Here is a 16481-nt window from a genome sequence, read left to right on the forward strand (position 1 = left end):
AGGCGCCTCGGTCAGGTCTTGGGACGCCCGTCCGGCCGGTAGGCGTTGTAGAGGTGGTCCGGCAGGGGCCTGTCCTCGCGGAGCGCCTTGAGCAGCGCCTCCCCCTCGCCCCTGACCATCTGGTAGTTGCCCCAGCGGTCCGGGTCCTCCACGCACGGGAGCGTGACGATCCGGACCCGGTCCGCGGGGATCCTGCCCGCGCTGCTCATCAGCGCGAACAGCTCTCCCGGCGATTCGAGGCCGGGGTCGGCGGTCAGCGCGGAGGTCGCGGCGTCGAGGAGCGGCCACAGCCGTGTGGGGCTGCTGAGCGTTCCCGCGTCGCGGAGTTTGCCGTAGAGCGAGCGGACGAACTGCTTCTGCCGCTCGATGCGCTGCAGGTCGCTGCCGTCGCTGACGCCGACCCGGGTCCGTACGAAGGTCAGCGCCTCCTTGCCCTTTACGAGCTGGTGCCCGGGGAGGAGCGTCACCCCGAACTCGGGTTCGCGAACGGGCTCGGTGACGTCGACCTCGACACCGCCGACGGCGTCGATGACCTTCTCGAACCCGGTGAAGCTGACGACCATGTGGTGGTCGACGCGGATGCCGGTGAAGCCCTCGAAGGTGCGGATGGCACAGGCCGCGCCGCCGAACTGGAAGGCCCAGTTGAACTGAGCGTACTGGGCCCGGCTGCGGCTGCCGTCGGGGCGCAGGCAGCTGGGGATGTTCACCATGAGGTCGCGCGGCACGCTCACGGCGGCGGCGCTCCTCCGGTCCGCGGACAGGTGCAGCAGGATCGTGGTGTCGCTGCGCTCGCTGTCCTTGACCGTCTCCAGGTCGGAGCCCAGGAGGAGGATGTTCTGGGCCTTCGGCGCCAGCGCCCGGGGGCGGGAGGCGTGGTCGGCGGCGAGGGCGCGGGCGGCCGCGTCGTCGGTGCGGATGTTCCCGTCGAGACGGGCGTACAGGACCGTGCCCGCTACCGCCGTCACCAGCAGGAGCAGCGCCAGTCCGAGCCCGGTCAGGGAGAGGATCCGCCGGGTCCGGGGAGGGCGTCCCGGGCGCGGTGCGTCCGGTCGGTCAGGTTCTGCCTTGCCTCGTGCCATGAATCAGTCCTTCCACGCCACACGCGAACCTGGCGGCCATTCCCTCGACCGTGTAACGCTTCGCATCCGTCTGGCATGCGCGGCGCAGCCGGGAGAGCTCGCCCGGTTCGGTGAGCAGCCCGAGGACGGCCGCCGCGTACGCCTCCGGGTCGTCGGGGGCGACCAGCGCGTTGCGTCCGCTCTCCAGGTACTCGAACTCCGGTCCGTGGTACGGCCACGGACACGTGATCAGAGGGGTGCGGAGTGCGAACGAGTCGACGGCGCACAGACCGACGGCGCCCGGCACGAGGAGGACGTCCGAGGCGCCGCCGAGCAACGCCTTGTCCCGGTCGCCCACGGTCCCGAGGTACGCCACCGGGCCGCCGGAGGCCTCGGCGGCCTGGACCAGCGGCCGGTGGGCGCCGTCGCCGGCGACGAGCAGCCGGAAGCCGGGCAGCCGCCGGGCGACGCGTCCGGCGGCCTCGATCAGGAAGGGGATGCGCTTGAGCTCGTCGAGGCCGCCGATGTACAGGCCGGTGCGGCCCTGGGTGAGGCCGTGGCGTTCGCGCAGGGCCGCGACGTCGGCATCGGTGACGGCGTCGCGGGCGGCGGCGAGCGCCGTCGTGTCCAGGGAGTTGTGGACGACGGTGACGCGGCGGCGGGGCAGCCCGGCCCGTACGGCATAGGCGCCGCCGGCGTCGGTGTAGGCGAAGAACCAGTCCGCGCGGCGGGTCAGCGCGGCCTTGGTCCAGCGGGCCGCGGGCCCGTGGGCCGACACATGGGTCCGGCCGTGGCCCCAGAGCCCGATGCGGGGGCCTCGCCCGGCCAGGAGCGGATAGGTGTGCAGATGGTGCATGGACTGGGGCAGGACCAGGGCGTCACTGGTGCGGGCGAGTTCGCCGATTGCGAGCCAGACGAGGTCGCGGCCCGCCACCTTCCACACGCGCTGGCGCAGCGCGACGGCCCCGGGCAGTTCGACGGTGTCGCGCCGCGCGGCGGACAGTCCGGTCGGCAGACCGTGGGCCACGGCCAGTTCGATGTTCCGGGCGTCGAGTTCGCCGCGGAGGCGGGTGAAGAAGGGCAGACGGTAGGCGGTGAGGTACGGCACGACCAGGCCCACCCGGGCCGCGGTCACGCCGTCAGCTCCAGGTAGAGCCCGACCATGCGGTCCGTCCAGGCCCGCTCGCCGTACTCCCGCGCGTACACGCTCCGGCAGTGTTCCCGCAGATCGGGGAAGACGCGGCCGGCCGTGTGCAGGGCGTCCGCGAGCGGGGCGTCCCACGAGGTGACCGCTCCGGTGCCCTCGGCAGCGACCGCGAGGGGCACGGACGAGCCTTCGAAGGCGAGGACCGGCAGGCCGGCCGCGAGGGCCTCGACGTAGACGAGGGGCACGGCTCCCTCGTAGCAGCGGCTGGTGAAGACCGCGCCGCGGTAGCCAGGGAGCAGCATGCGCAACGCGTCGCGGTCCATGGCTCCGAGGAACCGTACGGAGGCGGGCGCGAGAGCGCGGCAGTCCGCCTCCAGCGGTCCGCTGCCGATGACGTCCAGCCGTACGCCGGCGGGCCAGCGGCGCAGCAGTTCGAGGATGCCCTTCTCCTCGCTGAGCCGGCCGACGTAGACCCAGGCGGGTACGGAGGGGGTCGTCCCGGCGTCGGGGTCGGGCACGAAGTGGGGGATCAGCGCCATGCGCCGGGGCGGGATCCCGGCCCGCTCGTACGTCGCGCGACTCAGCTCCGACAGGACGACGACGCGGTCGGCGCGGCGCAGCAGCGGATCGGCGGACACCCCGCCCCGGGCCGCCCAGGCCAGCGGGAGGGTGGCGAGCCGCGAACCGCGGTAGCAGCCGTGGCGCAGCCCCGCCCAGCGTTCGCCGTCCGGACAGCGGGTGCACGGGGCGCCGTCCCGGTAGAGGACGGCGGAGGCGCACAGGGGGCGGTAGTTGTGCAGGGTCGTGACGAGGGGCCCGGGCCACCGTGCGGCCCAGGCGCGGCCGAAGTTGGGGAAGAGGTTGTGGACGTGCACCACGTCGGGGGCGATCGCCCGCAGTTCGGGGAGCGGAGTGCGGCCGCGGCCGCTCGCGACGGTCACCGCGCAGCGCAGCGGGTGCAACGGGCGGGTGGCCAGGTCGTCGGTGCGGGCGGCGACGATGTGGACCTCGTGGCCGGCCCGCCGCAGCGCGTCGGCCTGGTCGAGCGGCACCACGTTCTCGCCGCCGGGGACGGAGCCTCCGTAGAAGCTGTGGACGAGGGCGATGCGCAGCTTTCGCGGAGGGGTCATGTGCGGGCCCCCTTCCACACCGCCCAGATGAATCGGGGATGGCCCCACAGCACCCTGCGGGCCAGTCGGCGCGGTTCGCTGCACAGGCGGAACAGCCATTCCAGGCCGTGCCGCTGCATCCACAGCGGGGCCTGCGCCTTGTTGCCCGAGACGAAGTCGAAGGCGGCACCCACGGCCACGTAGACGGCGGGGTGGAGAGCCGCGAGGCGCGCCGCCTCGTGGTCCTGCTTCGGCGTGCCCAGACCCACCCAGACGATCTGGGCGCCGCTGGCGGCGATCCTGGCGGCCTGCGCGCGGCGCTGTTCGTCGGTGACGTCGGAGAAGGGCGGGGCCTCCGAGCCGACGATGCGGGCGCGGGGGAAGCGGTCGAGGAGTTCGGCGGTGAGGCGGTCGAGCACGTCCCGGGTGGAGCCCAGAAGGTAGTGGGTGAGCTCCGTCTCCTGGCCGGTGCGGACGACGTCGAGGAAGAGGTCGGGTCCGTAGACGCGGACGCGTGGGACCTCGCGGCCCCGGTGCGCGAGCCGGTTGGCCCACACCACGCCCTGCCCGTCCGGCAGGTTGAGCCGGGCCTCACGCAGGACGCGCCGGAGTTCAGGGTCGACGTCGGCCAGGGCCAGGGTGTAGGCGTTGCAGAGGTGGACGTCGGCCGGGATACGGGCACGGGCGAGGTCGACGACGAACGCCGAGGCCGTCGGCGGTGTCGTGGCCGCGACGGGCACCCCCGCGCAGAGGACGGAGGGCAGAGCGGGCACCGTGGTCATCGTCATCCCCTTGCAACATCGACGGTGGTGCCCGGTGCGGCCGGGCGGCCTGGCAGCCGCTGGGTGCGCGTCTGCGGGGTGTAGACGGGGACCCTGAGCAGGCCGAGGACCGCCGCGAGGACACCGCCCGCCACCCAGAGGGCCGCCGACGGGCCCACCACGCCGCGGTGCAGGAGCAGCCCGACGAGCACGCCCACGCAGGACGCGGCGCCCAGGACCGTCGCGGCGCCCGGCGTGGTGAGGCCGAGCAGGCGCAGCCGGTGGGCGATGTGGTCGGTGCCGCCCATGAGCAGGGAGCGGCCGGCCCGGCGGCGGGACACCATGACGAGCAGGCTGTCGGCGGCGACCACGGCGGACAGGGCGAAGACGGCCCCCGCGGTCGTCAGCGGCTCGTGGCCGTCGTGCACCAGCACGGTGGCCGAGGACAGGACGAAGCCGGTGAACAGGGAGCCGCAGTCGCCGAGGAAGATGCGGGCCGGATACCAGTTGTGCACCAGGAAGCCGGTGAGCGCGGCGGCCAGTGCGCAGAGGAGGAGGGCGAGTCCGTACAGGGACTCCGCCGCCGCGCAGATGCTCAGGCCGAACGCGGTCACCGCGCCGACGGTGCCCATCGCGCCGTCCGAGTTGTCCAGCAGGTTGAAGGCGTTGGTGACGAAGACGATCCACAGGACCGCCGCCGCCCCGAGGAGGAGTCCGAATCCCGCGCTGTGCACCACCAGGGTGGCCGCGCAGGCCTCCACGACGAGCCGGGAGCGCGCACTCATCGGGCGCAGATCGTCGACGAGTCCCAGGACGGCGATGCCTCCGGCGGCCGGCAACAGGGCTTCGGCGGCCGGTCCGAGCGAGGTGTCTCCCCACCAGGCCAGGGGGCTGACGGCGACCGTGCCGACGGCCACGGCCACACCGCCGAGGTGAGGGGTGGGCCGGGCGTGCGCCTTGCGACCCGCGGGGCGGTCGACGAGTCCGAGGCGCAGCGCCCACGTGCGCATCAGCCCGACGAGCACCGTGGTGAGGAGGAGTGCGGCGACGGCCGCGATTCCGTAGATCACGGTGACGTCCCGTCAGGGGTGGATCCGGGTGCTGGTGGTGTGCCCGGGCACCGGCGGCGACTCCACCCATCGGGTGCCGGGCGCCGGGAGGGGGACGCGGCCGTCCGGGATCGGGGCAGCGCCGTGGGAGGAAGGGACGCCCGCGGGCGGGCGGTCGGCCACGGGGCGACGGGCCGGAGCGGGGTCCGGCGGAACCGGGTCCTCGGCAGCGGCGCCGGTGGCGGCCCCGCCCTCCGGGGGCGTGGAGGCGGCGCGTCTCGCGTCGGTGATCGCCGCGTCCAGGACGTCGTCCAGCGTGTGCCGCGGGCGCCATCCCGTCAGTTCACGCAGACGGCTCGTGTCCGGAACGCGCCGCTCCATGTCCTCGAAGCCGTACCCGGACCCGTACGCCTCCTCGTAGGGGACGAGCCGTACCGGCGAGGCGCTGCCCACCCGGTGGACGATGCGTGCGGCGAGTTCGCCGATCGACGTCTCCTCGGAGGTGCCGACGTTGAACACGTGGCCTACGGCGCCGGGGTGCGCCAGCAGGCGCATCAACGCGTCCACCACGTCGGTGACATGGGCGAAGCAGCGCCGCTGCCGCCCGTCGCCGTGGACCGTCAGCGGCTCGCCGGCGACCGCCTGGCGGACCAGCCGGGGCACGACCATGCCGTACGCCGGGGACTGCCGGGGGCCCACGGTGTTGAACAGGCGCACCACGGTGACCGGCAGTCCGTGCTCCCGGTGGTACGCGAAGGCGAGGATCTCGTCGACCGCCTTCGCGGTCGAGTACGACCAGCGGGCGACGGTGGTGGCGCCGAGTACCCGGTCCGCGGTCTCGGTCAGCGGCCCGGAGGTGTTCTTGCCGTAGATCTCGGAGGTGGAGGCGAGCAGCAGCGGTCGGCCTCGGCGGTGGGCCGCCTCGATGACGTGCTCGGCGCCCCGCACGTTCGTCCTGAACGACCTGAGCGGGTGCTCGACGATCTGGCGGACGCCCACCGCGGCGGCCAGGTGGACGACGGCGTCGCACTGGCCGGTCAGCGCGTCGACCAGGCGTTCGTCCAGGACGGAGCCCTGCTCGAACCGCAGTCGGGGGTGCGACCTGACCTCTGTGAGGTTCGCCAGGTCGCCGGTGGACAGGTCGTCGAGGACGACCACGGAGTGACCCACGTGGAGCAGGGCCTCCGACAGATGAGAACCGATGAAGCCGGCACCGCCGGTGACCAAGTACGTGAGGGATTCCATGCGCAGCCCGTTCCGTAGATTTCCGGCCGACGTGGGGCCGAGTTGCGGTATCGGGGTGATCCCGAGAGGGCGCCCTGGCCGCCTTCGGTAAATTAGACGGTTTGCGCCCGATATCTGGTGATAAACACGATCCGTTTCTGTCACTCTTCGATCGGAGATCTCCTCCATGGGACCAACCGAGTCACCCTGCCGCGTCGCCGTCATCGGGCTGGGATACGTGGGACTGCCACTGGCGGTGGCCGCCGCGGAAGCGGGCTTCCGGGTGACCGGCCTCGACACGGACGAGCTGCGCACCAAGCAGCTGGCGGCGGGTGACTCCTACGTCGAGGACATCCCCTCCGAGCGACTGCGCTGCGCGCTCGACGCGGGGCTGACGATCAGTCACGACTACGCGGACGCTGCGGACTTCGACGTCTGCGTGATCGCGGTGCCGACCCCCCTGCGGGACGGGGCGCCCGACCTCACGTGCATCGAGAGCGCCGCGTCCTCCGTCACGCCCCATCTGCGGCCCGGCGCGACGGTCGTCCTGGAGTCGACCTCCTACCCGGGCACCACCGAGGACGTCCTGCGCCCCCTCCTCGAACACGGCAGCGGGCTGCGCGCGGGGCGGGACTTCCACCTCGGCTACAGCCCCGAGCGCATCGACCCGGGCAACACCCGGTGGCGACTGGAGAACACCCCGAAGGTCGTGTCCGGGATCGACGAGGACTCCCTCGCCGCGATCGACTCCTTCTACCGCCGGATCGTGACCCGCACGGTGCCGGTCTCGTCCCCGCGCACCGCCGAGCTCACCAAGCTCCTGGAGAACACCTTCCGCCAGGTCAACATCGCGCTCGTGAACGAGCTCGCGATGTGCGCCCGCCCGCTCGACGTGGACATCTGGGAGGCGGTCGAGGCCGCCGCCACCAAGCCCTTCGGCTTCATGCCGTTTCTCCCGGGACCGGGAGTGGGCGGCCACTGCCTGCCCGTCGACCCGACCTACCTGGCCTGGCAGGTGCGCCGCCAGCTCAGTCACGACGTCCGGTTCATCTCGCTCGCCAACGAGATCAACGCGCACATGCCCCGCCACGTCGTCGAGCGCGTGGCCACCGGACTGGGGCGGGAGCTGACCGGCGCCCACGTCCTGCTGCTCGGTCTCGCCTACAAGAAGAACACCGGCGACGTACGGGAGTCCCCGGCCGTCGAGGTGGCGAGGCTGCTGCACGAGGCGGGTGCCCAGGTGCGGGCGGTCGAGCCGCACGCGATCCCGGCCCACCTCCCGACCCATGTGCTGCGCGTGGAGCTGACGGCGGAGGAGCTGCGTCACGCGGACGCGGTCGTCGTGACCGCGGACCACGACGCCTTCGACTACGCGCTCGTCGAACGGCACGCCCGCTTCGTCTTCGACACCCGCAACAGATGCCGCTGGGAGGGCGTCGACCGGCTCTGAGCGGCTCGGCGGGGCCGAACGGCTGGACACCTCGAGTCCCACCGAACAGGCAGGGCGACATAGCCTGATTTGTCATAGGAACCGACGGACCAGCCCTTAACCTCCTTGCATGCAGAACCTGACCCGGAAGATCGCCGCCACGCCGTTCGCGCGGGCAGTCGCCCTGCCCCTGCGGCTGGCCACCGTCGCCCGCTACGACGCCCGACTGCTCCGGCGCTCGGGCAGCTGGCTCGTCCGTTCCCGCGAGCACTCCTGTTTCACCTACGAGTTGGAGCCCTCGAACCACGAGCACCTCTGCTGGTTCGTGAGCGAGGTGACCGGCGCCCCCGTGAAGGCCGTACGCGCGCACGTCCAGGAGGCGGAGGAGGACGCCGATCTCCGCAGGATCCTGAACGAGGGGCTGGCCACCAGCGTCCGGTCGGGGACCTGCGACCGCGAGGTGCGCTACGGACGGCGCGTCGCGTACTACGCCTTCGTCCGGACGCTCGCCCCCGAGCACGTGGTCGAGGCCGGCCCCCACCGGGGCATCGCCAGCAGCCTGATCGCCGCCGCCCTGCTCCGCAACGGCAGCGGTCGGCTCACCACGGTCGACGTCGACCCCCGGGCCGGCGAACTGATCCGGGGGCCGTACCGGGGCGTCGTGGACCAGGTCGTCGGCGACTCCGTGCAGGTCCTGGGCAGCCCACGGATCCAGGAGCGAGGCGTCGACATGGTCCTCCTGGACACCTCGGTGGGGCCGGACCACGAGGACGCCGAACTCGCGGCCGTGGGCCCGGCGCTCTCGGAGCACGCGCTGGTGCTGTCCAGCCGAAGCCATGCCTGGCCGTGCCTGGCGCGATGGTCCGAGGAACGTCAGCGTCGCTTCCTGCACTTCGACGACAGACCGCGCGACCACTGGCACCCGGGCAACGGCTTCGGGGTGTCGTTCCCCGATCGCGTGCGGCGGGGTTAGGCGTCCGGGAGTCGACCGGCCTCGTACGAGCCCGCGCACGTCGGTCTCTTACGAAGCAACACCCGCGCGAGGGTGGCCGGGAGGGACGCGGCCGTGAGCCCCGGGGCCGCCTTTCCCGTTCCGGGGTTCACGGACCTCGCCCGCGCAAGCGCGAGCGGTCGGGCCGACCGGCGGGGCCGGCGCTCAGAGCTGCGCCCGCCACCAGGAGTAGGTGGCGGCGACGCCGTCGTGCAAGGTGATCGCCGGCTTCCAGCCGAGCCCGTTGATCCGGGACACGTCGAGGAGCTTGCGCGGAGTGCCGTCGGGCTTGCTCGTGTCCCAGGCGAGCCGGCCCTGATAACCGGTCACATCCGCGACGATCGAGGCGAGTTCGCGGATGGCGAGGTCCTCGCCGCAGCCGACGTTGACCGGCTCGTCGCCGTCGTAGCTCCGCAGCAGTACGGTGCAGGCCTCGGCCAGGTCGTCGACGTGGAGGAACTCCCGGCGCGGGGCACCGGAACCCCAGAGCACGATCTCCTCGCGGCCCTCCTCGCGAGCCTCGTGGAGGCGGCGGATCAGCGCCGGCAGGACGTGCGCGGTCTCCAGGTCGAAGTTGTCGCCGGGGCCGTAGAGGTTCGTGGGCATCGCGGAGATGTAGGCGGCGCCGTACTGCTTGCGGTACGACTGGATCTGCACGATGCCGGCGATCTTGGCCAGCGCGTAGGCCTCGTTGGTGGGCTCCAGGGGGCCGGTGAGGAGCGCGCCCTCCGGGATCGGCTGCGGGGCGAGCCTCGGGTAGATGCAGGACGAGCCGAGGAAGAGCAGTCGCCCGACCCCGGCCGCGTGCGCACCAGCGACGACCGCGAGTTGGATCTGGAGGTTCTCCTCCAGGAACTGCACCGGGCTCGTACTGTTCGCCATGATGCCGCCCACCTTCGCCGCGGCGAGCACGACGGCGTCGGGGCGCGAGTCGGCAAGGAACGCGGCGGTCCGCGACGCGTCGCGCAGATCGAGCTCGGCACGGCTCCGGGTGATCACTTCATGGCCGTCCGCGCTCAGCCTCCGTGCGATGGCGGAGCCGACGAGTCCACGGTGCCCCGCGACGAACACGCGGGCCCGCTCGGGCAGATAGGACGTCGGGGCCGTCGTCGATTCAGTCATGGACCGGATCATGCCAGCACAAGCCCGTCTGAACACCTCACCTTGGGACGTGAGCCCGCAATTCATCCCATACGAAGGGAGATCGGTCGAGGCCAGTCGCGGTCCTGCCGGGGCCCGTCACCAGATGCGGACGCCACCTCCCGTGGCGGCCGTGCGCCTGACGGCGTCTTCGACTCACGTTGCCGTGGGCCTTGCCGAGCGGCCCGCCGGCACGGGCGCGGCCGGACCGGTGTCGACGACGCTCCTGATCGAAGCCCCTAGGCTGGTGCGGAGTTTCGATCAAGGAGCAGGACAGTGCGGATAGAGCGTCACCAGGTAGGCGGGGCCGCCGTGTCGGCGGCACGCGAGGACTTCACGAACCGCATCGGGGGTTACGTGCGGTCCCTGTCCCGGGCAGACCGGATGGGCACCTACGCATGGCAGTCGATCGCCGAGGAGTTCCTCGACTACCTGGGCGCCCTCTCCGTCGACACCCCCGACCTCGACACCCCGGAGGCCGAGGCCGCTCTCAAGGACGCTTCCGAAGCCGCGGCAGGGGCCGTCGCCTACGCGGCGTACCACCCGCACTGCAGCTTCCAGATCTCCCTGGACTACGTGAACTTCGGCATGAGCTACGGCCCGGGCGAGGATGCCCCCGAGGAGAGTGTCACGCCCGGCGAGTGGATCGACGCGCTCTGTCTGTCGGTCCTCAGGGACAAGGCCAAGTGGCACGGCGAGGCCTTCCACTTCGCCCGGGAGAAGTTCGCGGAGCAGGCACGGTCGACGCCCGCGGGCGAGCTCGCCACTGGACTGATGGCGGTGGTCCTGGACGACACCGGTGACGACGAGAAGTACCCGCCGAGCGCGCAGGCCAGGCTCGCCGCCGTCGACTCGGCCCTGCACCGTCTCCGTACCCGCGCCGCGGAGACCGGCGAGCCCCTCCTGGACCGGGCGGACGGCGCGGCGCTGTACGCGGTGCGCGCCCTGGCCGCCGAGGACCGGGGCGCGTTCGATGCCGCACTGGCCGACCTCCTGGTCAGGCACTCCACCCTGCACGGACTCTCGGCCACCCCGAGCAGCCTTCTCCCGCTCGTTCCCATCGCACTCGCCGCGCTCGCGTACCGGACCCTTGGTTGGGCGCCCGCCGTCCGCACCGACTACCTCCCGCGGATGCTGGTCACCGGCGTCGAGACCCGGGGGCCGCGGGTCTCGGGATTCGGCCGGGACAGGCGTCCGGACGCGGTCGCCGCGCTCGCCGCGGGTCCCCTGGTGGTCCAGCGGCCGGCCTGCGAGGGGGCTCTGAACCCGCGGGTCGAGGCCCTGTACGAGGAACACGTCCGGCAGGCCTTCACCGCCACCGACGCAGAACCCCTCGCGGTCGGGGGGCTCGAAGGCGTCCTCAACGACCAGGATCGCCTCTTCAAGTGGCGCGCGGTGGGCCCCGGCGTCACGGACGCGCAGCTCGCGGGCCTTCGGCTGGCCTCCCAGACAGGGGCGGCGCTGTTCCGCATCGCCCTCGCCGAGCCGGGTACGGAGGTCGAGGTGTCCATCGAGGGCCGCCGGCTGCGCTATCCGGCCAAGCGGGGCCGGGAGGCGGGCGCCTCGAACTGGCAGACGGCCACCGCGTTCGCCCTCGTCACCGGCGCCCGCGAAGACCTCGCTCCCCTGGTCCTCACCGGTCCCACCTTCGCCGGCCCGGACGGCTCCGCCTTCACCGCCTACCGCGAAGCGCTGCACGCCTATCTGAAGGGCACGGATCCCGAGGCGGCCGGGGAGCGGGCGCTGCAACAGGACGAAAGGGCGAAGGACTGGGGCTTCGCGATGCCTCCGGCCGTGCTGCTGTCACAGCTCGTGGAAGGCGACGAGGAGAGCTTCAACCTGGCCCTGGCCGACGCCCTCGAAGCCCACCGGGCCTACTACCAGGTCGCCGACCGCGCCGACGATCCCGATGCCTCCGTCAACCTCGACATCCTCGCCCTGGCCTGCCACGCCCGCCGCCGGGGCTGGGCCGTCCGCGTCGAGTCCCCCTACCTTCCGCACAACCTCCTGCAGGCCGTCGAACCCCTCTAGGCCGCCTTGCGGATCATGCCGGGCTCCGCGGTGTCCGGCATGATCCGAAAGACACGTCCCAGCCGCTCAGGCAGCGGTGGCGGCGGCCCGCACGGCGGCGCAGATCCTCGTCACGTCGGCGTCCGTGGCGATGTACGGCGGCATCGTGTAGATCAGATCTCCGAACGGGCGCAGCCACACGCCCTCTCGGGCGGCCGCTCGCGTCGCCGTAGCCATCGCGGCCCCGTCGAGGCGATGGTCCAGCTGCACCACGCCGATGGCACCGAGGACGCGTACGTCCCGCACGCCGGGCAGGTCCGATGCCGGGGCCAGACCGTCGTGCAGCCGTGCCTCGATCCGCTTGACCTCGCGCTGCCAGTCCTGCTCCAGCAGGAGGTTCAGCGAGGCGTCGGCGATCGCGGCCGCGAGTGGGTTGGCCATGAAGGTCGGCCCGTGGGCGAGTACCGGAACCTCCCCGCGCGAGATCCCGTCCGCGACCCGCGACGTGCACAACGTCGCCGCCATGCTGAGGTATCCGCCGGTCAGAGCCTTGCCGACGCACAGCACATCAGGAGAGACGCCCGCGTGCTCCCCCGCGAAGAGCGTGCCCGTCCGTCCGAAGCCCGTGGCGATCTCGTCGAAGATCAGCAGTACGCCGTGTTCGTCGCACGCCTCCCGCAGGATCGCCAGGTAGGCCGGCGCGTGGAAGCGCATGCCGCCCGCGTTCTGCACCACCGGCTCGACGATCACGGCGGCCAGCTCGTGGGCGTGCCGGGCGATCATTTCGCTCAGGTGTGCCGCGTACGCCGGGTCCGGTGGCGCATCGAAGCCGGAGGGAGGTGCCTGGGCGAAGACCTGTCGGGGCAGGGCGCCGGACCACAGGGCGTGCATGCCTCCGTCCGGGTCGCACACCGACATCGGCTGCCAGGTGTCCCCGTGGTAGCCGCCGCGCCAGGTGAGCAGTCGCCGCTTGAGCGGCCGGCCGAGGGAACGCCAGTACTGCAGGCACATCTTGATCGCGACCTCGACCGAAACGGAGCCGGAGTCCGAGAAGAAGACGTGCTGGAGCGGCTCCGGTGTGATCTCCACCAGCCGGGCGGCCAGTCGGACCGCGGGCTCGTGCGTGAGCCCGCCGAACATCACGTGACTCATCCGGTCCAGCTGGGCCCGTGCCGCCTCGTTGAGCACCGGGTGGTTGTACCCGTGGACCGCCGACCACCACGAGGACATGCCGTCGATCAACTCGTGCGTGCCGCCGCCCGGTTCGGCGATCCGCAGGCGTACTCCGGCTGCGGAGTCGACCACCAGCGGGGCGGCCTGCCCCGGCATGGGGCTGTAGGGATGCCACACGTGCTGCTTGTCCAGGGCCAGCAGCCGGCTGGTACCGAGGGCTTCAGACACGGGTCACCGCGTCCGTTCCGGCCCGTACGGCGAGGCCGTCGTCCCCTAAGGAGGCGGCCGGTCCTGGCGGGCCGGTGCGCAGCGGACGGGGCCGTGCGTCAGCGCGGCGGTCGTCGGGCAGGACGTGGATCCGCATCAGGAACTCCTTGGGTCGGCGGCCGGTCGCGCGCGGTACCGGCCCTCCGGGGGTGGCGCGGAACGTGCGCGCAGGAACACCTGACGCAGCATCTCCGAGGTGTCGTAGTCGGTGCTCGAGGCCGGCGCCTCGATGCTGTGGTCGACCGCGGGGTCGGGCGTCATGTCACCTGTTCTTCGAGTGGGGCGAGCAGGCGTGCTGCTCACGCGTGCCCGCAGCTTCCATAGACACTGTCTACCAGTGCACGTAGACGCTGTCTACCACCCGATGCGCCGTGTCGGAACGCCGGCCGCCCCACCACCGGCCTGAAGCCTGCCGACCGCCGCCGCATCGACCACCCCGACAGGGCACGCCTCGCCTCCCCTCCCACTCTGTAAGGTGCAACAAACAATCCGGCCACATGACAAACGGGGGGCGCCGTGAGCGACATGAAGGCTGACTACCACTCTGCGGTGCGGCCGTGGCACGCCTTTGCCGTCGGCTCGGTGCTTGCAGTGGCCGCGTTCTACGAGCGGGCCCAGGGGTTCCGGTCGGGCCGCCAGTACGTGCTCTGCCACGCGTCACCGGCCCTGAACCATCTCACCCTCACGGCACTCGCCCTCGTGGCAGGCGCCTTCCTCGCGGCGGTCGTCGGCGCGGCAACAGCGACCTTGAGAGGCAAGCCCTCTCGGCCCTCGTTCCTCGTCCTCTGCATGCTGGCCGCGCTGGCCCTCGTCATCACAGCCGACAGCGTCGACGCCCATGGTGAACAGCAGGCAGCGAACATGGCGGCCGAGCCCTTCAGCGAGATCAGCTGCGACTACACCCCGCAGGTCTACACGGCCACGCCCGGCTGGTTCACCTGGTGATCAAGCGGGATCCGAACGCGAGGCAGGCGAAGGAGACCGGCCGCCAGAGGCCAGGACTCGTGCCCGGGCCGCGGCCCTGACGTCGTCCGTCTCCATCGGGTCATCGCGCAGGACGGCGATCCGACCCAGAGCCTCCGGGCTCGGGGGCGCGGAAGCGATGCCCAGCAGCCGCGTCCTTTCCTCACAGTCCCAGAGGGCCTCGGTGTACACGCCTTCCAGGCCGTCGCGGTCGATGGAGGCCAACGCCTCCAGGTAGGCCGCGCGTTCGCAGGAGTGCGGGGTGTGGAGCCAGAAGCGCCTCAGGTAGGGCACCGCCGCAGCGGCGGCAGGTCCGAACAGGGCCAGGCGCCGGACCGTCCGGTCGGAACCGCACCACACCCGCGCCGCCCACTGCTCGACGAGCTCGTTCACCAGCCCCGGCAAGTCCTCGGGACGAGGATGGTCGGCCAGCACCTCCGCGCCCAGCCTGGCCAACCAGGGGCGCTCCTCCCGCGCCCAACCGCGCGCAGCGGCCACGGCGAGGGGACCCAGCCGCTCGACGGCCCGCCCGAGCCACGGCAGGGGCCGCAGGCCGTCCCGCGTGCCCAGCGAGGGAACCAGCGGGATCAGACCTTCCGAGGGTTCCCGATCGTTCAGCGCGCGCAGCGCCTCGACCTTCCTGGCGTCGTGGGCCAGGGGGTCCGCCAGTACGGCGATCAGTTCGCCGGTGCCGAGCCCGGTCAGCGACGGACGCGGGACGGACCTCCGGACCTCGATCCCGAACCTCGTCCACGGCTCGTCGCACCACGGAAGTTCCGTTTCCGCACGCATCCGGGCACGTGCGACGCCGCCGAGGTCCACCCACCACTCCAGCGGCCAGCCGGCTGACATCAGCTCCAGCACACTGACCCAGTGCGCGCCCGTCCGGACATACGCCCGGAGCCCCTCCCTCGCCCCGCCCGATCCGGCCAGCGCCAGCAGCAGCAACACCTCACAGGCCCGCAGACAGGCCTCCTCCTCCCCTGCCAGCTGGTCGACGACCGGTCCGGGAGACAGATCCAGGTCCTGCAACAGCCGTGCCAGGTAGAGGGACCGATCGTCCGTCCCGTCCCACCGCCAGTCACGACGGATCCCGTCGTACACGAACGCGCCGGATCCCCACGGGTCCCGGGCCGCCCGCATCGCACCCAGGCCGCGTCCTCGTTGCAGGAGACCTTCGACGGATTCGGCGTCGGCGTAGGACATCTCGAAGTCTTCACTCATCATCACCGGGCACCCTGCCCGACTCGGCATCCATCTGCCAGGCGATATCGAGGGGGCTGCCGGCCGAGGGGGCTACCGGCCTAGGGACTACCGAACAGACCCGCCCGAGTTCGCGTTCATCGCGCATGAGCAGCCGGCGTCGGAGTCAGCCCTCGCGCCGAGGGGCTTCGCCCCGACAGGACGGGCTCACGCCTCCTCGACCGCGGCGTCCCGGGAGGGCAGGGCCGCCCGGCTTCTGCGGTACACCACCAGCCCGCACGCCGCGAGGAGAAGGGCGGCCACGACGGACACGCCGAGGGCCGTCTGCTCGGCGAAGAGCCTTCCCAGTACTTCGAGCACGCCGATCCCCGCGGTCGCGTAGATCAGCGCCCAGGCCGCTCCACCCAGGAACAGGGCGGGGAGGTAGCGCGGCAACGGCATGCGCATGCTGCCCGCGAGGAAGTTCGCGGCGGTCTGGAAACCGACGGTCAGGAAGGACACCGCGACCACCGGCGCGCCCCACCGCTGGATCGCCTTCTCGGCGCGCCGGAACTTCACCGAGGAGATCCGCCCCGCGAACCTGCTGCGCCGGGCACCGGCGCCGGCGAGCCACCCCACGGCGAACGTCCCGCCGGCGCGCAGCAGGACGATGGCGTAGAGGGCTCCGGCCGTGAGCGCGATCTTGTTCACGACGCCTCGTCCCGGGCTCCGGGCACGACCCAGGGACGCCCGTCGTGCACATGGGCGTCCCGTTCGGCGGGCGCACGACGCGCACCAGCGCGGTCACCGTCTCGCACCTGCACCCTGCCCCCTGCCCGGTCCGTCCCATGGGTTGCCGCCTGCGGCGAGGCGACGGACATCGATCCGCCCACCCAGACGCCAGGCAAGGTAACCCTAACCGAACCACCTTCTGGGGGGGTACAGGGCATCTCTCCCAGAGCATCCTTCCCGGGGCAC

16 protein-coding genes are annotated in these 16481 nt (G+C 72.3%); 4 read left to right on the forward strand and 12 right to left on the reverse strand.

Annotation, left to right across the window (positions count from 1 at the left end; genetic code table 11):
• Positions 1 to 11: 11 nt before the first annotated feature.
• Genes ACIRQF_RS08220 through ACIRQF_RS08245 form a run of 6 tightly spaced genes read right to left on the reverse strand, consistent with a single transcriptional unit; the run spans position 12 to position 6369 of the window.
• A complete protein-coding gene (locus ACIRQF_RS08220) occupies positions 12 to 1079 on the reverse strand; it encodes an LCP family protein (RefSeq protein ID WP_376634526.1) in 1068 nt (355 codons plus the stop codon).
• Positions 1054 to 2193, reverse strand: coding sequence for a glycosyltransferase family 4 protein (locus ACIRQF_RS08225; protein ID WP_404089966.1), 1140 nt, complete (start codon positions 2191 to 2193; stop codon positions 1054 to 1056). The genes ACIRQF_RS08220 and ACIRQF_RS08225 overlap by 26 nt, the downstream gene beginning before the upstream one ends.
• Positions 2190 to 3335, reverse strand: a complete 1146-nt coding sequence (locus ACIRQF_RS08230; protein WP_404089968.1) for a glycosyltransferase family 4 protein — start codon at positions 3333 to 3335, stop codon at positions 2190 to 2192. Before ACIRQF_RS08230 ends, ACIRQF_RS08225 begins: the two co-directional genes overlap by 4 nt.
• A complete protein-coding gene (locus ACIRQF_RS08235; protein WP_404089970.1) occupies positions 3332 to 4096 on the reverse strand; it encodes a WecB/TagA/CpsF family glycosyltransferase in 765 nt (254 codons plus the stop codon). Before ACIRQF_RS08235 ends, ACIRQF_RS08230 begins: the two co-directional genes overlap by 4 nt.
• Before the next feature lie 2 nt (positions 4097 to 4098).
• Entirely contained in the window at positions 4099 to 5145 is a 1047-nt protein-coding gene (locus tag ACIRQF_RS08240) for an MraY family glycosyltransferase (protein ID WP_404089972.1), read from the reverse strand.
• A 12-nt stretch (positions 5146 to 5157) separates the two neighbouring features.
• Positions 5158 to 6369, reverse strand: a complete 1212-nt coding sequence (locus ACIRQF_RS08245) for an NAD-dependent epimerase/dehydratase family protein (RefSeq protein ID WP_404089974.1) — start codon at positions 6367 to 6369, stop codon at positions 5158 to 5160.
• A gap of 166 nt (positions 6370 to 6535) precedes the next feature.
• On the opposite strand from ACIRQF_RS08245, the gene ACIRQF_RS08250 reads away from it, so the two are divergent.
• Both ACIRQF_RS08250 and ACIRQF_RS08255 read left to right on the forward strand, forming a co-directional pair.
• The gene (locus ACIRQF_RS08250; RefSeq protein WP_404089976.1) at positions 6536 to 7798 is read left to right on the forward strand and encodes a nucleotide sugar dehydrogenase; all 1263 of its coding nucleotides are present in this window, start codon (positions 6536 to 6538) and stop codon (positions 7796 to 7798) included.
• Between the two features lie 109 nt (positions 7799 to 7907).
• Positions 7908 to 8750 carry a class I SAM-dependent methyltransferase gene (locus tag ACIRQF_RS08255; protein ID WP_404089978.1) on the forward strand — a complete coding sequence of 281 codons (843 nt, stop codon included), beginning with the start codon at positions 7908 to 7910 and terminating at the stop codon, positions 8748 to 8750.
• 183 nt (positions 8751 to 8933) lie between these two features.
• Here ACIRQF_RS08255 and ACIRQF_RS08260 read toward each other — a convergent pair whose 3' ends face one another.
• Positions 8934 to 9902 carry a GDP-L-fucose synthase family protein gene (locus tag ACIRQF_RS08260; RefSeq protein WP_404089980.1) on the reverse strand — a complete coding sequence of 323 codons (969 nt, stop codon included), beginning with the start codon at positions 9900 to 9902 and terminating at the stop codon, positions 8934 to 8936.
• A gap of 282 nt (positions 9903 to 10184) precedes the next feature.
• Between ACIRQF_RS08260 and ACIRQF_RS08265 the strand changes: the two genes are divergently transcribed.
• Complete coding sequence (locus tag ACIRQF_RS08265; RefSeq protein ID WP_404089982.1) at positions 10185 to 11939, forward strand: immunity 49 family protein; 1755 nt, start codon at positions 10185 to 10187, stop codon at positions 11937 to 11939.
• Between the two features lie 66 nt (positions 11940 to 12005).
• On the opposite strand, the gene ACIRQF_RS08270 is transcribed toward ACIRQF_RS08265, so the two are convergent.
• The 3 genes from ACIRQF_RS08270 to ACIRQF_RS08280 are packed head-to-tail and all read right to left on the reverse strand — an operon-like array spanning position 12006 to position 13619.
• A complete protein-coding gene (locus tag ACIRQF_RS08270; protein WP_404089984.1) occupies positions 12006 to 13319 on the reverse strand; it encodes an adenosylmethionine--8-amino-7-oxononanoate transaminase in 1314 nt (437 codons plus the stop codon).
• The gene (locus ACIRQF_RS08275; RefSeq protein ID WP_404089986.1) at positions 13312 to 13455 is read right to left on the reverse strand and encodes a hypothetical protein; all 144 of its coding nucleotides are present in this window, start codon (positions 13453 to 13455) and stop codon (positions 13312 to 13314) included. The genes ACIRQF_RS08270 and ACIRQF_RS08275 overlap by 8 nt, the downstream gene beginning before the upstream one ends.
• On the reverse strand, positions 13455 to 13619 hold the full coding sequence (locus ACIRQF_RS08280) for a hypothetical protein (protein ID WP_376634503.1): 165 nt from the start codon (positions 13617 to 13619) through the stop codon (positions 13455 to 13457). The genes ACIRQF_RS08275 and ACIRQF_RS08280 overlap by 1 nt, the downstream gene beginning before the upstream one ends.
• A 255-nt stretch (positions 13620 to 13874) precedes the next feature.
• Between ACIRQF_RS08280 and ACIRQF_RS08285 the strand changes: the two genes are divergently transcribed.
• Entirely contained in the window at positions 13875 to 14303 is a 429-nt protein-coding gene (locus ACIRQF_RS08285; protein ID WP_389752008.1) for a hypothetical protein, read from the forward strand.
• Here the strand turns inward: ACIRQF_RS08285 and ACIRQF_RS08290 are convergent, their stop codons facing one another.
• Together ACIRQF_RS08290 and ACIRQF_RS08295 are read right to left on the reverse strand one after the other, a co-directional pair.
• The gene (locus tag ACIRQF_RS08290; RefSeq protein WP_404089988.1) at positions 14304 to 15548 is read right to left on the reverse strand and encodes a hypothetical protein; all 1245 of its coding nucleotides are present in this window, start codon (positions 15546 to 15548) and stop codon (positions 14304 to 14306) included.
• Positions 15549 to 15731: 183 nt separating this feature from the next.
• Complete coding sequence (locus ACIRQF_RS08295; RefSeq protein ID WP_404089990.1) at positions 15732 to 16214, reverse strand: DedA family protein; 483 nt, start codon at positions 16212 to 16214, stop codon at positions 15732 to 15734.
• Positions 16215 to 16481: the final 267 nt, after the last annotated feature.

The organism is Streptomyces sp. NPDC101191, assembly GCF_044767915.1.
In the GTDB taxonomy this organism is placed as follows: domain Bacteria; phylum Actinomycetota; class Actinomycetes; order Streptomycetales; family Streptomycetaceae; genus Streptomyces.